General features: G+C 23.1%; 17 protein-coding genes. 3 read left to right on the top strand and 14 right to left on the bottom strand.

Features of this window, described 5'->3' with window-relative positions; all coding sequences use genetic code 11:
* Positions 1–15 precede the first annotated feature (15 nt).
* The gene (locus D9V76_RS00730; protein WP_158336938.1) at positions 16–1,308 is read right to left on the bottom strand and encodes a peptidylprolyl isomerase; all 1,293 of its coding nucleotides are present in this window, start codon (positions 1,306–1,308) and stop codon (positions 16–18) included.
* Between the two features lie 285 nt (positions 1,309–1,593).
* On the opposite strand from D9V76_RS00730, the gene D9V76_RS00725 reads away from it, so the two are divergent.
* Complete coding sequence (locus D9V76_RS00725) at positions 1,594–2,352, top strand: DedA family protein (protein ID WP_158336937.1); 759 nt, start codon at positions 1,594–1,596, stop codon at positions 2,350–2,352.
* Between the two features lie 47 nt (positions 2,353–2,399).
* Here the strand turns inward: D9V76_RS00725 and rplY are convergent, their stop codons facing one another.
* From rplY to folE, 3 genes are all read right to left on the bottom strand, one after another.
* On the bottom strand, positions 2,400–2,690 hold the full coding sequence (gene rplY, locus D9V76_RS00720; RefSeq protein ID WP_158336936.1) for a 50S ribosomal protein L25: 291 nt from the start codon (positions 2,688–2,690) through the stop codon (positions 2,400–2,402).
* A gap of 53 nt (positions 2,691–2,743) precedes the next feature.
* Positions 2,744–3,595, bottom strand: a complete 852-nt coding sequence (gene nfo, locus D9V76_RS00715) for a deoxyribonuclease IV (RefSeq protein WP_158337708.1) — start codon at positions 3,593–3,595, stop codon at positions 2,744–2,746.
* 156 nt (positions 3,596–3,751) lie between these two features.
* Entirely contained in the window at positions 3,752–4,414 is a 663-nt protein-coding gene (gene folE / locus D9V76_RS00710; RefSeq protein ID WP_158337706.1) for a GTP cyclohydrolase I FolE, read from the bottom strand.
* A gap of 178 nt (positions 4,415–4,592) precedes the next feature.
* Between folE and glyQ the strand changes: the two genes are divergently transcribed.
* Positions 4,593–5,471 carry a glycine--tRNA ligase subunit alpha gene (glyQ, locus tag D9V76_RS00705; RefSeq protein WP_158336935.1) on the top strand — a complete coding sequence of 293 codons (879 nt, stop codon included), beginning with the start codon at positions 4,593–4,595 and terminating at the stop codon, positions 5,469–5,471.
* Positions 5,472–5,503: 32 nt separating this feature from the next.
* Positions 5,504–7,579 carry a glycine--tRNA ligase subunit beta gene (glyS, locus tag D9V76_RS00700; protein ID WP_158336934.1) on the top strand — a complete coding sequence of 692 codons (2,076 nt, stop codon included), beginning with the start codon at positions 5,504–5,506 and terminating at the stop codon, positions 7,577–7,579.
* A 27-nt stretch (positions 7,580–7,606) separates the two neighbouring features.
* Here glyS and yajC read toward each other — a convergent pair whose 3' ends face one another.
* From yajC to thrS, 10 genes are all read right to left on the bottom strand, one after another.
* Complete coding sequence (gene yajC / locus D9V76_RS00695) at positions 7,607–7,939, bottom strand: preprotein translocase subunit YajC (RefSeq protein WP_158336933.1); 333 nt, start codon at positions 7,937–7,939, stop codon at positions 7,607–7,609.
* A 38-nt stretch (positions 7,940–7,977) separates the two neighbouring features.
* Complete coding sequence (gene tgt, locus D9V76_RS00690) at positions 7,978–9,084, bottom strand: tRNA guanosine(34) transglycosylase Tgt (RefSeq protein ID WP_158336932.1); 1,107 nt, start codon at positions 9,082–9,084, stop codon at positions 7,978–7,980.
* 60 nt (positions 9,085–9,144) lie between these two features.
* Positions 9,145–10,218, bottom strand: coding sequence for a tRNA preQ1(34) S-adenosylmethionine ribosyltransferase-isomerase QueA (gene queA, locus D9V76_RS00685; protein ID WP_158336931.1), 1,074 nt, complete (start codon positions 10,216–10,218; stop codon positions 9,145–9,147).
* 70 nt (positions 10,219–10,288) lie between these two features.
* Positions 10,289–10,594, bottom strand: a complete 306-nt coding sequence (locus D9V76_RS00680) for an integration host factor subunit alpha (RefSeq protein WP_158336930.1) — start codon at positions 10,592–10,594, stop codon at positions 10,289–10,291.
* Positions 10,595–10,598: 4 nt separating this feature from the next.
* Positions 10,599–12,995: a phenylalanine--tRNA ligase subunit beta gene (pheT, locus tag D9V76_RS00675; protein ID WP_158336929.1), complete on the bottom strand. Its 2,397-nt coding sequence runs from the start codon at positions 12,993–12,995 to the stop codon at positions 10,599–10,601.
* A 9-nt stretch (positions 12,996–13,004) separates the two neighbouring features.
* The gene (pheS, locus tag D9V76_RS00670) at positions 13,005–13,994 is read right to left on the bottom strand and encodes a phenylalanine--tRNA ligase subunit alpha (RefSeq protein WP_158336928.1); all 990 of its coding nucleotides are present in this window, start codon (positions 13,992–13,994) and stop codon (positions 13,005–13,007) included.
* 145 nt (positions 13,995–14,139) lie between these two features.
* Entirely contained in the window at positions 14,140–14,496 is a 357-nt protein-coding gene (gene rplT, locus D9V76_RS00665; RefSeq protein WP_158336927.1) for a 50S ribosomal protein L20, read from the bottom strand.
* 41 nt (positions 14,497–14,537) lie between these two features.
* Complete coding sequence (gene rpmI, locus D9V76_RS00660) at positions 14,538–14,735, bottom strand: 50S ribosomal protein L35 (RefSeq protein ID WP_158336926.1); 198 nt, start codon at positions 14,733–14,735, stop codon at positions 14,538–14,540.
* A 74-nt stretch (positions 14,736–14,809) separates the two neighbouring features.
* The gene (infC, locus tag D9V76_RS00655) at positions 14,810–15,349 is read right to left on the bottom strand and encodes a translation initiation factor IF-3 (RefSeq protein ID WP_158336925.1); all 540 of its coding nucleotides are present in this window, start codon (positions 15,347–15,349) and stop codon (positions 14,810–14,812) included.
* A 3-nt stretch (positions 15,350–15,352) separates the two neighbouring features.
* On the bottom strand, positions 15,353–17,281 hold the full coding sequence (gene thrS, locus D9V76_RS00650) for a threonine--tRNA ligase (protein WP_158336924.1): 1,929 nt from the start codon (positions 17,279–17,281) through the stop codon (positions 15,353–15,355).
* Positions 17,282–17,339: the final 58 nt, after the last annotated feature.

The following is a 17,339-nucleotide window of genomic DNA, read 5'->3' as shown; positions in this document are numbered from 1 at the left end:
AAATTTAATTAATTTTTAAAAAATTTTAATATAAGATGATTTTTTTAGTTCTCTTATCCAATTAGATCTTTCTTTTTTTATTTTTTTTTCTAATAAAATACGATAAGCTAAATCTTTATCTATTTTATCATTTTTGTCTACTTGACGAACATCTAATAATTTAATTATATGCCATCCAAAATTAGATTTAATAGGTGTACTAATTTCATTTTTTTTTAAATTCCTTAAAAATTTATTAAAACCATCATTAAAAAGATCAGTTGAAATCCATCCTAAATCGCCTTCTTTGTTAGATGAGTAAACATCATGAGATAATTTTTTAACAGCATAATCAAAACTATATTTTTTATTTTTAATATTATTATATATATAAAAAATGTCTTTTTTTGCTTGTTTATTGTTTAAAATAACAGAAGGACGTATTAAACAATGTTGTATGTGAAATTCAGTGATAAAGTTTTCTTTACTGTTTTTTTTAATTTTGTTAACTTTTAAAATATAGAAACCTTTTAATCCTAATATAGGACCTAAAATTTGATTTTTTTTTACAATTTCTAGTTTATTCAAGAATATTTTTTTTAAATTTTTTAAAGATTGTAATTGTATTTTTTTTGATAAAAAAATATTATTATTTTTTTTAAAATATTCATAATAATAATTAAAAGAAGAATCATTTTTTATTTTTTTCATAAAATGATCTGCTAAACGTTTTGTATTTTTAATTAAAATTTTATTTTTTTCTTTTATAAAAGGTAAAAAAATACAATTAAGATCTATTTTTTTTAATTCGTTTTTATCATTTATTAATTTATTTAAAAATAAATCTACTTCTCTTTCTGAAATATGAATGCGATTATTTAAAGCATAATTTTGCATTATTTTAATTTTTAATGATTTTTTAATATTTTTAACATAGTTATTGTAATCAAAAGAAGTATTAATGTTATTCATTACAATATTTTTTTTTAATTGTTCAACAGTAATATTTTGCTTTAAAGCATATTTTATAAGTATGTTATTTACTTGATCATCAGTCACTACAATATCAAATTTTTTTGCTTCTTCTAAAATTAAAGTTTCTATAATTAATTTTTCAATTATTTTATCCCTTAAAAAATTAATTTTTAAAGGTATTTGAACTTTTTGATCTTCTTTTTTAAAAGAAAAAAGAACTTGATTTACATCACTATTTAATATAATTTGATTGTTTACAATAGCAACAATTTTATCAATTTCCAATTCTTTAGAAGAAATAATAGAAAAAAAACTTGAAAAAACATATAAAATTAAAAAAAAATATACTTTCATTATTATTCTTCTTTCTTTTAAATTTTCTTGATTTTTTTAAAAAAATGTCTAAATTTTTTAAAAATGTTAATTTTTAATTGTTTTTCGTTATAATTTTAAGATTAATTTTTTATTTAAATTTTTTTGGAGGTTATATTAAAAATATATATAATAAACAATATTCAATATTTATCAAAAAAAAATAACTAAATCAATTAAAAAAAAATTAAATAATCTTTAAATATATTTTTATAAATGATTTTATATATTTTACAACAAAAAAACTTAAAAAATTAATGAGTATTTATGGAATCTTGGTTAACATCTTTAATAACACAATCTTTAACATGTTCAATATTTATAGTAGGAATCGTGTCTTTTTTAGAATCACTTGCTTTAGTAGGATTACTATTACCTGGAATAGTATTCATGGCAACATTAGGTACGTTTATAGGTAATGGCAAACTACTTTTTTATCCTTCTTGGATAGCAGGTATAATAGGATGTTTGCTAGGAGATTGGTGCTCATACTATATCGGTTTATATTTCAAAAATTGGTTACATAATCTAAAATTTTTAAAAAGAAATTTTTATTTGCTGGACAAAACTAAATCTCTATTAGATAAACACAGTGTAGTGACAATACTTATAGGTCGTTTTATAGGACCAACCAGACCTCTTATACCAATGGTTGCTGGAATGCTAAAATTACCTTTAAAAAAGTTTATTTTACCTAGTCTATTAGGGTGTATTTTATGGCCTCCAATATATTTTTTTCCAGGAATTATTACAGGAATAGCTATAAATATACCTCCAAATCCACAAAATGACTATTTTAAATGGTTCTTATTAATTATTGCAATTTTAATATGGTTTGGAATATGGTTAATATCGAAATGGTGGAAAATTAAAAAAACAAAAAATAAAAACAATATGCATTTTATTAAGAGAAAAATTGGATGGATAGCATTAATGGTACTATCATCTGGTATTATAGGATTAATATTAATTCAATTTCATCCTACAATGATAATTTTCAGAAAAGTTTTTTCGACTATACTGTAAAGATATTGGTATCAATATAATTGATATCAATATGACTACCAAAAATACTAAATTTCTACATAAATAAAATCAATATGTAATATCTTCATTTTAAATGAATGACGTTGTATGGCCTGAACTTTAACTATATATTTTTCTTCTTTAATCAATAAACATAAATTTTCTTTATAAAATTCTGCTTTTTTTTGTAAATTAAAAATTAGATTATGATCCATCATGATGGATATAGAAGGATTGTTAGAGCCATATAAAACCCCTGGAAATTTATTTTTTATACGTAATTGTCTGTTAAAACTTTTACCTTTTTTATCTCTTATTTCTGCTTTAACTATAAACATAATATGCTCTCTCTAATGAGTTTAATAAAAAAACATAATTTTGTTAAAAATAATTAATTTGATTTATGTTTTAATGATCTCAACCAATTAATTTCTTTTTCCCATATTTTTGGATTAATTGTTTCTAATATCATTGGAATATTACGAAAATTTTTATTTTTTATAATCCATTGAAAAACTGATGTTCCAATTTCACCTAAACCTAAGCTTTCATGCCTATCTACACGACTATTAAGCTTTTTTTTAGAATCATTTAAATGAAAACCTTTTAAATATTTTAACTCTATTAAATCAAAAAATTTATTAAATGTACTTTCGTAATCTATTTTCGTTCTTAAATCATATCCTGATGCAAATAAATGACAAGTATCAATACAAACTCCAATTCTAGATTTATCATCAATTTTTTTAATAATTTCATATAAATGTTCAAATCTATAACCAATATTCGTTCCTTGTCCCGCAGTATTTTCTATTACAGCAACGACATTCTTTGTTTTTTCTAAAGCAATATTAATAGATTCAGCAATTCTTGATAAACAAGTAATTTCAGAGATTTTATTTAAATGACTACCAGGATGAAAATTTAAAAACCGCAAACCAAGTTGGTCACAACGCATTATTTCATCAATAAAAGCAGCGCGCGATTTTTCTAAAAAAACGTCAATAGGATGACCTAAATTAATTAAATAACTACTATGGGGTAAAATTTTTTCAGGCAAAAAATTATACTTAATACAAGCTTCTTTAAAATCATCTATATTTTTTTTTTGTAAGGGAAGAGAAATCCATTGACGTTGATTTTTAGTAAAAAATGAAAAAGCTGTTGCTTTTATTTGAAAAGCGCGAAGAACGGCTTTTTCTAAACCACCAGAAGAACTAACATGTGCACCAATATAGTTCATATTTTTCTTTTCCACAAAAATTTTTATGTTTCTCTAGTAAAAGAGAAAAAAATTATTTTTTAATACTAAAATTAGTTTTTTTAAAAAAAATTTTAATTAAGATTAATATCATACTGAGAAAATTTGTTTTAATCAATAAAATAGATATATTTATTCTTATTTTTTATTTTTTAAAAAAAATTCTTCTCGAATACTTTGATCAGATTTAAATAAACCCTCTAAACATGAAGTAATAGTACTACTTCTATTGTCGCATACTCCACGAGCTTTAACACAAAAGTGATCCATATGAATAATAATTGCAACATTTTTAGTTTGTAATAAAACTTGAAGAACTAGTAGTATTTGTTTTGTTAAACGTTCTTGAATTTGAGGTCTTTTTGCATAAAATTGTGCAATTCTGTTTATTTTAGATAAACCAATAATTTTATTCTCAGGAATATATGCAATAGTAGCTTTCCCATTAATAGTTATAAAATGATGTTCACAAGTACTTATTAAGAGGATATCACGTACTATAATCATTTCATTAAATTTTATTTTATTATCCATTAACATAATTTTTGGAAAATTTGTATAATCTAAACCAGAAAAAATTTCATTAATATACATTTTTGATATTCGAATAGGCGTATCTTTTAAACTTTCATTTTTTAGATCTAAATTGAGTAAGGACATAATTTTATATAAATGTTTGGCAATTAATAATTCTCTTTCTTTTTCTTTTATATCATTGTATTCTCTTAAAATAGGGCTTTCTAGACCTTTTAATAATAAAATATTGCGTGCCATATTAGCTTCTTTAGTAATTTTTTCGATCATAATTTTTTCCTTGAATTAAACATTCATATACTTTTTATTTTCACATATTTAACTTATTTAAGTTAATCTATATAAACTAAAAAATTTATACGTAAACAAATAAATATTAATTATATATAATATATACAATAAAAATATAAAATATATCTACTATTGCTTCTTTTGGATATAAAAAATGAAAAATAATCATAATAATTTTTCTAATCTAATTAAAATTTTACAAGAATATTGGACAGAACAAGAATGTACTATTTTTCAACCATTGGATTTACCAATAGGAGCAGGTACATTTCATAATACAACATTTTTTGGAACCATTGGCCCAGAACCTATTAAAGCAGCATATATACAATCTTGTCGACGTCCTACTGATGGAAGATACGGAAAAAATCCAAATCGTTTACAACACTATTATCAATTTCAAGTAATCATAAAACCTCCTTTAAAAGACATTCAAAACATTTATTTAAAGTCACTAAATTTATTAAAGATAAATGAAAAAAATAATGATATACGTTTTGTAGAAGATAATTGGGAAAATCCTACATTAGGTGCTTGGGGAATTGGTTGGGAAGTTTGGTTAAATGGAATGGAAATTACTCAATTTACTTATTTTCAACAAGTAGGTGGATTAGAATGCAATCCTGTAACGGTAGAAATAACTTATGGATTAGAAAGAATAGCCATGCATATGCAAAATCAATCAAATGTGTATGATCTTGTTTGGAATGAAAATAAATTTAAAAAAATTACTTATGGAGATATTTTCCAACAAAATGAAATAGAACAATCAAAATATAATTTTGAATACTCTAATGTTGATTTATTGTTTGAATATTTTCAAAAATACATATTTGAAGCAAAAAATTTAATAGAATTAAAAAAACCATTATTATTGGTATCTTACGAAAAAATACTTCAAGCAAATCATATTTTCAATTTACTAGATGCTAGAAAAGCAATATCTTCTAGCGAACGCCAAAATTATATTCTAAAAATTAGAAAATTAACTAAAAAAATTGCACAAAAGTATTTACATTCAAGAAAAAAATAAAATTTCTATTACATCATTAAAAAGAGAAAAAAATGATAAAAAAAACATTTTTAATAGAAATAGGAACTGAAGAACTACCTTCTAAAATCCTTAAGGATATAATTTTAATTTTTTATAAAAACTTTATAGATGAATTAAATTCTAATAATATTTTATATAAAAAAATCAATTATTTTTCTACTCCAAGAAGATTGGCTTTACAAATTATAGAACTCGATACTTCAGAAAAAATAAATGAAAAAATAAAAAAAGGTCCAGCAATAAAAAATGCTTTTGATAAAAATGGCAATCCAACACAAGCAGCTTATTATTGGGCAAAAAATTGTAAAATTAATTTAAATCAAGCTCAGCGATTAAAAACTGAAAAAGGTGAATGGATTATACATCGCATACAAGAAAAACAGGAAAAAATTGAATTATTAATTCCTAAAATAATAGAAAAAATACTTAAAAAAATTAATATAAAAAACACTATGAGGTGGGAAACTAATAATCTTAGATTTATTCGTCCTATTCGTAATATTGTAATGTTATTAGACGATAAAGTTATTAAAAGTATAGTATTTAATCTTCATTCTAGTAATTTACTTTATCACCACATTTCTTGTAAAGAAGAAAAAATATATATCAAAGATGCAATTGAATACCCATCAATTCTTTTTAAAAAAAATAAAATAATAGCTAATTATGAGACTCGTAAAGAAAAAATAAAAAATGAAGTAAAAAAAATAGCAAAAAAAGTTAATGGAATTATAAAAACAAATCTTTTTCTACTTGAAGAAATTACCTCTTTAGTAGAATCACCTAAAGCACTTTTAGCAACTTTTCAAAACTATTATATTGATTATATACCTGAAAAAATACTTATTCATACTATAGAAAAACAACAAAAATGTTTTGCAATATATAGCAGTAGTTTAGAAAAAAAAATTTTACCATATTTTATTTTTATTTCTAATATCAATTCGAAAAAAAATAAAGAAGTTGTTTTAGGAAACGAAAAAGTTATGCATGCACGTTTATCAGATACTATGTTTTTTTTAAAAAAAGACAGGAAAATAAAATTAGAGAATTATCTCCCATATCTAAAAAAAGTTTCTTTTTATAACAATTTAGGTACATTATATGAAAAAACATTACGCTTAAAATTTCTTATAGAATGGATGTCTTCTAGTAACGATAAAATTAATAAAAATGATTTAATTAGATCAGCTATTTTATCAAAATGTGATCTTATAACTCAAATGGTAGGTGAATTTCCAGAGTTACAAGGTATAATAGGAATGTATTATGCTTTAGAAAATAAAGAAAACAAAGAAGTTGCTATAGCTATTAAAGAACAATACCTACCATCTTTTTCAGGTGATAAATTGCCTTCTACTCCTATAGGTTGCTTATTATCTATTTCTGATAAAATTGATACTTTATCAGGTATGTTTTCTATTGGAGAAATCCCCGATCCAGAAAAAGATCCATTTGGATTAAGACGTGCTGCTTTAGGTATACTGCGTATTATTATAGTAAAAAAAATACCTATAGATTTAAAAAAATTAATTCAAATCAGTCTTGAAAGTTATAATCTTAAAAAAATAGATAATTCAATTATATCTAAAAAAATTATAACATTCTTTACATCACGATTATCTTTTTTTTATGAAAAACAAGGGTATAATATTAAATTTATTAAAGCAGTATTATCTTGTAAATTAACAGAACCTTTAGATATTGACAAAAGAATTAATGCAATTTCTAATCTTGAAAATATAAAATCAATTATCTTAACTTCTAAAAGAATAGATAATATTTTAAAGAAAAACAATCAAATAATTTCTAATAAAATGAATATTGAATTGATAAAACAAATAGAAGAAAAAAATTTATTAGAAAAAATAAAAAATTTTAATAATAAAACAAAAAAATTATTTATAGAAAAAAAATATGAAGAAATTCTACTAGAAATTAAAAAACTTGAAAAACCTATAGATAATTTTTTTGATAAAGTACAAATAAATCACTCAAATATTGAAATGAAAAAAAATAGATTATTATTTTTAATAAAAATACAGAAAATTTTTTTAAAAATAGCAAATTTCTCTTATTTATATTAAAAATAAAAAATTTTAATTAAAAATTGTTTATAAAGATTCTAAAGTACCTTTAGGAAGAGACGAAACTATAAAATCTTTTTTTATAAATATTTCTGTTGTATTATTTAATTGGAGTAAAACATATCCATTTTTTGTGACTTTTTTAACTCGTCCTAAAAAACCACTAGTTGTCATTACTTCATCTCCTGGAGAAATAGAATTCATGAGGTTTTTATGTTCTTTATCTTTTTTTTGTTGAGGACGAAATAGCATAAAATAAAATATTAATATAAATGCTACTAACATAAAGACCAAGGAATAAGAATTTCCTTCTAGTGATTGATTTACTGCTGCATTAGCATCTTCAATAAAAAAACTCATTATAAATAATTTTCCTGATATATTTAAAAAAAATAAGTTTATTTTTTTTGGTTATAAAAATTTAATATAAATTCATTGAAATTTTGTTGTTTTATTGCATTTCTTATATTAGACATTAATGTTTGGTAATAATGTATATTATGTATTGTATTAAGACGAGAGCCTAAAATTTCATTGCAAGAATCTAAATGATGTAAATAAGATCGGCTATAATTTTGACAAGTATAACAAGTACATTTTTCGTCTAATACAGATAAATCGTTTTTATATCTAGTATTTCTAATTTTTATTATACCATTTGTTACAAATAAATGTCCATTCCTAGCATTTCGTGTTGGAAGAACACAATCAAACATATCTATACCACGATAAACTGCTTCGATTAAATCTTCAGGTTTTCCCACTCCCATCAAATACCTTGGCTTGTTGTTAGGTATTTGAGGAGTAATATGATCTAATAAATTATACATTTCTAATTTAGATTCACCAACAGCTAATCCACCTAAAGCATATCCATCAAAATCCATTTTTATTAATTCTTTTAGAGAAATATCACGTAAAGATTTATATATTCCACCATGAATAATACCAAATAAAAGATTTTTTTTATTCTTTTTCTTTAAATCATAATGTATACGACTTCTCCTCGACCAATTTAATGATCTTTCCATTGCATATTTTGTTTTTTCCCAATCTTTATTGTATGCAATACATTCATCAAAAATCATAACAATATTAGAACCTAAATCTAATTGAATTTCTATTGACAATTCCGGAGTTAAAAAAAACTTTTTACCATTAATATGATTTTTAAAAATCACTCCTTCTTCACTAGTTTTACAAAAATTTGAAAGACTAAAAATTTGAAATCCTCCCGAATCAGTCAAAATAGGACCACTCCAATTCATAAAGTTATGCAAACCACCATGTAGTTTTATAATATCTTGACCTGGTCTTAAATATAAATGAAATGCGTTAGATAAAATTATTTTACTACCAGTATTTTTAATTTCTTCTACATTAAGACTTTTTACTGTTCCATATGTTCCAACTGGCATAAAAACAGGAGTTTCTATAATATTCCCATTAAAATTAAACTTACCGTATCTAGCTTTTTTTTCCTTACTAACAATCTGAAATTTCATGTTTTTTCCATATGTTCTATAAAAATTTAATACTTTAAAAAAAAAGTATACAAAATAATATTAAATTAATATTTTTTCATATGGAGCTAATGTATTATAAGTTATATACATTGCATCTCCATAACTAAAAAAACGATAATTATTTTTAATTGCTTCATAATAAGCATTCATAGTATTTTTATAACCTAAAAAAGAAGATACTAACATTATCAATGTTGACTCAGGAAAATGAAAATTTGTAATTAAAGCATCTACAACATTATGTTTGTATCCAGGATATATAAATATATTAGTATCTTTAACATAATTTTTTTTATTTTTCCAGGAATCTGAATGATACGCACTTTCTAATGCACGTAATGTAGTAGTACCAACAGCAATTATACGACCACCTTTTTTTTTACATAACTTAATTTTTTCAATTAAATTCGATGAAACTTCAACTGATTCAGAATGCATAATATGTTTTTCTATTTTTAAAGTTCTAATAGGTTGAAATGTTCCACTTCCTATATGTAATGTTAAAAAATCTATATCAACTCCTTTTTTAGTTAATGCTTCTAATAAGGGTAAATCAAAATGTAATCCAGCGGTAGGTGCAGCAACAGAACCTAAATTTTTTTTATATACAGTTTGATAAAGACTTAAGTCTATTTTTTCATTAAATCTTTTAATATAAGGAGGTAAAGGTATACATCCAATATTATTAAATATATCAATAATTGAACTTTTATTATTATAAAAATCAATTTTATAAAAAGGCTTTTTATAACCAGTTACAAAAGATTTAATTTCATTTTTTTTCCCAAAAAATAGATGAGAATTAATTTTAATTTCATTAGAAGATTTAACACTAGCTAAAATACTATTTTTATTTAATATTCGTTCTAATAAAACTTCAACTTTGCCACCACTTTTTTTGTAACCAAACAAACGAGCAGAAATTACTTTAGTATCATTAAAAACAATTAAATCACCAGAATTAATTTCATTTAAAATATTAAAAAAAAATTTATGACTTATTTTTCCTGTATGACCATTGATCATAAGTAAACGACATTTACTACGAATAAAACAAGGATAAATAGCTACAAGTGATTGGGGTATTTTGAAAGAAAAATTACTAAGATCCATATTTTATTTCTTTAAAGGAATAGTTTATATATATGTAATATATTGTTTTTTAATAAGTAAAAATTAAATATTAATAATATTTAATTTTTAAAAAACAATTTTCAACTCTATTTTTTAGTTTTTGACATGCTTTAAAAGTAACTACACGCCTTTCAGTAATGAGAATATTTTCTCCTGTTCTTGGATTTCTACCAGGACGTTCTTTCTTTTTTTTTAATTGAAAGTTTCCAAATCCAGACAATTTTACATCTTCACCTTTTTCTAAAGATTTTCTAACTTCTTCAAAAAAAAACTCTACAAATTCTTTAGAATCACACTTAGTTAATTTTAATTTTTCAAATAAATTTTCTGAAATTTTAGCTTTTGTAACCACCATATGTTTATTTCCTTAAAACCACTTGAAATTTTTTCTGTAATATTTTTATACAATTATCTAGCATTAAGTTAATTTCATCTTCTTTTAAAGTTTTTTTACAGTTTTGAAAAACAAAACTAATTCCTAAACTTTTTTTTCTATTATCAAATTCTTTACAGGAATATACATCAAATAAATTAATTTCTACTTGTTTATTAAGAAAGAAATCTTTACATACTGTGATAATTTCTAAAAAAGAAATCTCATTTGAAACTAATATAGCTATATCGCGACGACTTGTAGGATATTTAGAAATTTCTTCTATATTAGAACATTTCAATTTTGAAACATAAGTGAATGATAATTCAAAAAGAAATGTAGAACTATTTAAATTTAATTTTTTTTCTATTTTTGGATGAATTTTGCCAAAACTACCAATAGATTTATTATCAAAATAAATTTTTGCACTTTGTTCTGGGTGTAATCCCAATATTTTTTCATGTCTAATTTCAAATTTGTTTAATCCACATATAACTTCTAATAAAGACTCTAAATCACCTTTTAAATCATAAAAATCTACTTTTCTTCTGATAGAAAACCAGTTTTCTTTACTATAAAAACCACTTATTATACCTCCTAAAAAAAGCTCTTGCTTTATTCCAAGAATTTGTGACTTATCAATTGAAAAACACAGACCTCTTTCGAAAAAACGCATACTTTCTTGTTGACGATTTTTATTGTAAGAAACAGTCTTTAAAAGACCAGGCCATAATGATAAACGCATAGACGAAAAATCTTTAGAAATAGGATTAGAAATTAATATTTGATTTTTATTGGGAATAATATCTTCTTGAAGAGAAGGATTAATAAATGAATAAGTTATTACTTCATAATATCCTCTGTTAATAAGCAACGTAATTGCTTCATTTAATAAAGAATCTTTTACATCTCTATTTTTATTATTGAATTTAAAACCTTCTTTTAATGGAGTTAAGGGAATATTATTATAATTATATATACGAAGTATATCACCTATTACATCTTCTTCAATTAAAATATCAAATCGCCAACTAGGTGGAAATACATACCAATATTTTTTTTGAAAATCTACTTTATATTCAAGACGTAACAAAATATTTGAAATAATACAAGAATCAACGAAAAAACCTATATATTTATTAAAGTTTTGATGATATAACTTTATTCTATTCGAGACAGAAAAAGAATTAAAATTAATATTTTTTGTAGTAATAGGACCTGTTTTACCACCACAGATTTTAATAATTAAATATGTTGCATATTCTACAGCATATTTTTGAAGTGATGAATCAACACCATGATTGTAATAATCTAAAACATTATTAAAACCTATTTTTTTTATAATATTTAATATTGAATTTTTATCAACTAAATATGAACTTAAAAATATATTTTTAGTATTTTTATTTGCTTCTAAACCATAAGAATTTGTATTACCAGGAATAAATAGTATTTTTGTTTTATCTGAAAATACTAAAATATCTTTATCTAGTAGTATTTTAGTATTATTTTTTAAAATTAAGACTTCTTTCTTTTCAGCCATACGAATCTGAATTACGTCATCTATTTTATCTAAATTCAATATATTTAATGGTTGTCCAATTTCGATTAAAATATAATTAATAATATTTTCAATTATGTTTTCTGATAATAAATCACAGAAAAATAATTTTTTTTTCATCCAAAATGGAGTATCAACATTTAAGTCAACATCTTTAATAATCCTTCCATAATAATTAATACTTTTTATTTTAGTACAAATTGTAATAGGAAGTTGATCTTTAATTGTTATAGGAACAATTCTTTCCTTTAGTTGAACTATTTTTAAATTATTTATAGCTGCTATGTTTCTAGCTATACCTAAAATATTCAAACCATCTGGACGATTAGGTGTTACAGTTACTTTGATAAACGTATCTTTTTTAAAAGAAAATAAATCATTTATTTTTTTTCCTATAGGAACATCTTGAGGAAGTTCAATAATATCTTTAGAAAAATTAAATAAACCTAATTCAAAAAAAGAACACAACATACCTTCAGATAATTTTTCTTGTATTTTTTTTATTTTAATTTGCAATCCATTTGGTAAAATACTGCCAATAGTAGCAACTACAACTTTAATATTATTACGACAATTCGAAGCCCCACATAGAATATTTAATAATTTTTTATTACCTATATCTACTTTTAGTATTTTTAAATTATTTATCTTATGATGATTAATACATTCAACTATCTTACCAGATAAAAAACCATCAAATATAGGATTAAATTCATTAATTGATTCTATTTCTATACCAGATTCAATAATTTGATTTCTCAAAGTAATACTGTTGATGTTTGGGTTTATCCATTCACGTAACCAGTTTTCATTAAATTTCATTTTATCTCACTAAATATGTTTGAATTGTTTTATAAACCTTATATCGTTTTCAAAAAAAGAACGAAGATCAGAAATTCCATAACGTAACATAGTAATTCTTTCTATACCGATTCCAAATGCGCAAGCTGAATAAAAATTAGAATCAATATTCACATTTTTTAAAACTGATGGATGAACCATACCACATCCTAATACTTCTAATGATTGTCCAACATTTGTAATAATATCAACTTCTGCAGAAGGTGTGGTAAATGGAAAATAAGATGGACGAAATCTAATAGAAATATTTTTGTCAAAAAAATCGTGTAAAAAATTATATATAATCCATTTTAAATTAGAAAAATTAATATTTTTTTCAACTATTAAGCCTTCAACTTGATGAAACATAGGTGTATGTGTGGAATCATAATCGTTACGATATACTTTTCCAGGAAAAATAAACCTAATAGGAGGCTTTTCTTTTTTCATAATCCTAATTTGCATACTGGAAGTTTGTGTTCTTAATAAACGATGTTCATCAAACCAAAATGTATCATTGTTATTACGTGCAGGATGATCTTTAGGTATATTTAATGCATCAAAATTATGATATTCGTCTTCTATTTCAAATCCATTAATAGATTCAAATCCTAGTTGAGAAAAAAAATTTTTTATATAATTAATACTATGATTAATAGGATGAATAATACCATTTTCTCTACAACGACCAGGTAAAGAAACATCTATTTTTTCTTTTTCAATACGTTGATCTAAAATAATTTTATTTAATTCTATTTTTTTTTTATTAATTTGATTTATTATTTTTTTTTTAATTTCATTAAAAACAATGAAGAATTTTTTTTTTTCTTCAAAAGAAGAATTTTTTAAATTTTTTATACAATTAGAAAAAATTCCTTTTTTTCCCAAATATTTAATTCGTATATTATCTATTTCATCTATTTTATACGAATTTTTAATTTTGCTTTTCACGTTTTCAAATAATTTTTGTAACGTCAACATATTGTATACCTTTTAAAGATCTTTAGTTTAAAATCATACAGTTGAAATATGAAAAAGCTTCCATAAAGGAAGCTTAGTATGTTTTATATTTAAAATATAGGGGAGTGAATTTCCTCGTTTTATTCATCGAAAAAATAACGCACTTTTACAACAAAGCTTCTTTTGCTTTTTTAATTAATATATTAAATGACAATCCGTCAAACATTGCAATATCAGACAATATTTTTCGATCAATATTAATGGAAGCTTTCTTTAATCCGTACATAAAATTACTATAAGACATTTGACTTTGACGAACAGCAGCATTAATCCGTGTAATCCATAATTGACGAAATTGTCTTTTTCGTTGACGTCTATCACGATAAGCATATTGTCCCGCTTTGATTACTGCTTGACATGCAACTCTGTAAATACGAGAACGAGCTCCATAATAACCTTTTGCTTGTTTTAAAACTTTTTTATGGCGAGCATGAGCAGTAACGCCACGTTTTACACGAGCCATTTATATACTTTCCTATTTATAAAATTTTATTAAAAATTATTTTAAATATATGGTAAAAAAGATTTAACTTTATTTGTATCTCCTTTTGAAACTAAAATCTTAGGACGAAGATGGCGTTTTTTAGTTGTTGTTTTCTTTGTTAAAATATGACGTAAATTTGCTTGTTTACGTTTAAATTTACCAGATGCAGTTTTCTTAAAACGTTTTGCTGCACTTTTTAAGGTTTTAATTTTTGGCATAAAATATTTCATTTAAATTATAAAAAAAAAAATAAACTATATATTTATTTCTAAACATGTTTAGTCAAAAATTATTATTTTTTCTTGGGTGCTAAAACCATAATCATTTGACGACCTTCAACTTTAGATGGAAATGATTCAATAATTGCTAATTCCATTAAATCATTTTTTACTCTATTCAGCATATCAATACCTATTTTTTGATGTGCCATTTCACGTCCTCTAAATCGCAATGTAATTTTAACTTTGTCACCATCTTCTAAAAAACGAATTAAATTACGTAATTTAACTTGATAATCTCCTTCATCTGTACTAGGACGAAATTTGACTTCTTTTACTTGAATTACTTTTTGTTTTTTTTTCTGTTCTTTAGAAGATTTGCTTTTTTCATAAAGAAATTTTCCATAATCCATAATACGACAAACTGGAGGTTCTGCATTCGGACTAATTTCTACTAAATCTAATCCTAACTCTTCAGCTTTTTCTAGAGCATCACGTAAATTAACTATCCCAATTTGATCGCCTTCAACACCAGTAAGACGAACTTTAATAGCACGGATTTCATTGTTAATACGATTCGGCCGCGTTAATTGAATTCTTTTTCCGACTTTAATACTTTATTCCTCCATTTGATAAAAGCTACGAGTAAAAATTTCTTTTTGTAACTTTTTAATAAAAAAATCAATTTCAATGATTCCAAAATTATAACCATTTCTAGTTCTAACTGAAATTTTGTTAGATTTAATTTCTTTTTCTCCACAAATTAATATATATGGAATTCTACGTAAAGTATGTTCACGAATTTTAAAACCTATTTTTTCATTTCTTAAATCTGATTCAACTCGAATTTTAATATTAGAAAAATATTGAACTATTTTTTTAACGTAATTAATGTGTTTATCAGTAATGCTAAGTACTACTACTTGTATTGGAGATAACCATGTTGGCAATTTTCCTGAAGACTCTTCAATTAATATTCCAATAAAACGTTCTATTGAACCTAATATAGCTCGATGAATTATTATAGGAATTTTTCGATTATTGTACTCATCAATATAAAACGAATTTAAACGAATTGGCAAATAAAAATCAAGTTGAATAGTTCCGCATTGCCAATTACGATCTAAAGAATCCTGTAAAACAAATTCAATTTTAGGACCATAAAAAGCACCTTCTCCTTGTTGATATTCAAAATTTAAATTATTTTCTATCAACACATCAGATAAATCTTTCTCTGCTTTATCCCAAACAGATTCATCTCCAATACGTTTTTTTGGTCGAGTGGAAAATTTTACTAATATTTTTTTAAAATTAAATGTACTATATAAATCATATATCATTTTAATACAATGATTTATTTCACATCTTATTTGCTCTTGAGTACAAAATATATGTGCATCATCTTGAGTAAAATTACGAATTCTCATAAGACCATGCAAAGATCCTGATGGCTCATTACGATGACAACTTCCAAACTCAGCCATACGAATAGGTAAATCTCGATAAGATTTTAATCCATAGTTAAAAATTTGAACATGTCCCGGACAATTCATTGGTTTAATACAATATTCTCGATGTTCTGATAAAGTAGTAAAAATAGCATCTTTATAATTGTCCCAATGACCACTTTTTTCCCATATTGACTTATCTATTAATAAAGGTGTTTTAACTTCTTTGTATTTGTATTCTTTTAGTTTTTCGCGAACAAATATTTCTAGTTCATTAAAAACAATCCAACCATTATTATGCCAAAAAATCATACCTGGAGATTCTTCTTGCATATGATATAAATCTAAAAATTTTCCAATTTTTCTATGATCTCTTTTTTGCAATTCATCAATATAGTTTAAATGTTTATCTAATTCTTCTTTAGTTGACCAAGCAGTACCATAAATACGTTGTAACATTTTGTTTTTATGATTACCTTTCCAATAAACACCTCCAATTTTTTGTAATTTAAAATATTTGCAAAATTTTATATTAAAAACTTGCATTCCTATATCAATATCAACATAATTTTCATGATAATATAATGATATTTGATTATTTTTATTTATATATTTTTTTATTAAACAAATTTTATATATTTCTAATTTTTTTTTGAATATTTTATATGCTTGATCAAAAGAAACATTTTGATTAGATATAAGATATTCTCGTTTGATAAGATTTTTCATATTATTTTCTAATACAAAAAGATCTTTTTCTATAAGACTATTTTCAAAGTCTATATCACAGTAAAAACCATTTTTTGTGATATTACTTTGTCCAATTTTACATAATGGCCATGTTTTTTTTACCGCATAGTTTAAAAGCTGTATACAAGAATATCGAATGATGTTTAATGCTTCACAATCTTTTTTACTAATAAACGATATAGAAGAATCTTCTGTTATTAAAGTATTTAAATTCGAAAAATTATTATTAACAGAAATAGCAATAAGAGATTTAATTATATTAGGTTTTTTATTTTCTATGATTTCTCTCAACGAGACAGAATGTTTGTATACCTGCTGACTCCCATCACAAAATCTTATCACAGGCATTCTTTTAGATCCTTAATTGAAAAAAATATTATTTTTTATAGTTTTAAAAAAATTATTG

It is taken from the genome of Buchnera aphidicola (Rhopalosiphum padi), from assembly GCF_005080845.1.
In the GTDB taxonomy this organism is placed as follows: domain Bacteria; phylum Pseudomonadota; class Gammaproteobacteria; order Enterobacterales; family Enterobacteriaceae; genus Buchnera; species Buchnera aphidicola_AO.
The sequence above is the reverse complement of the archived record's forward strand: the minus strand, read 5'-3'. Positions and strand labels throughout refer to the sequence as shown.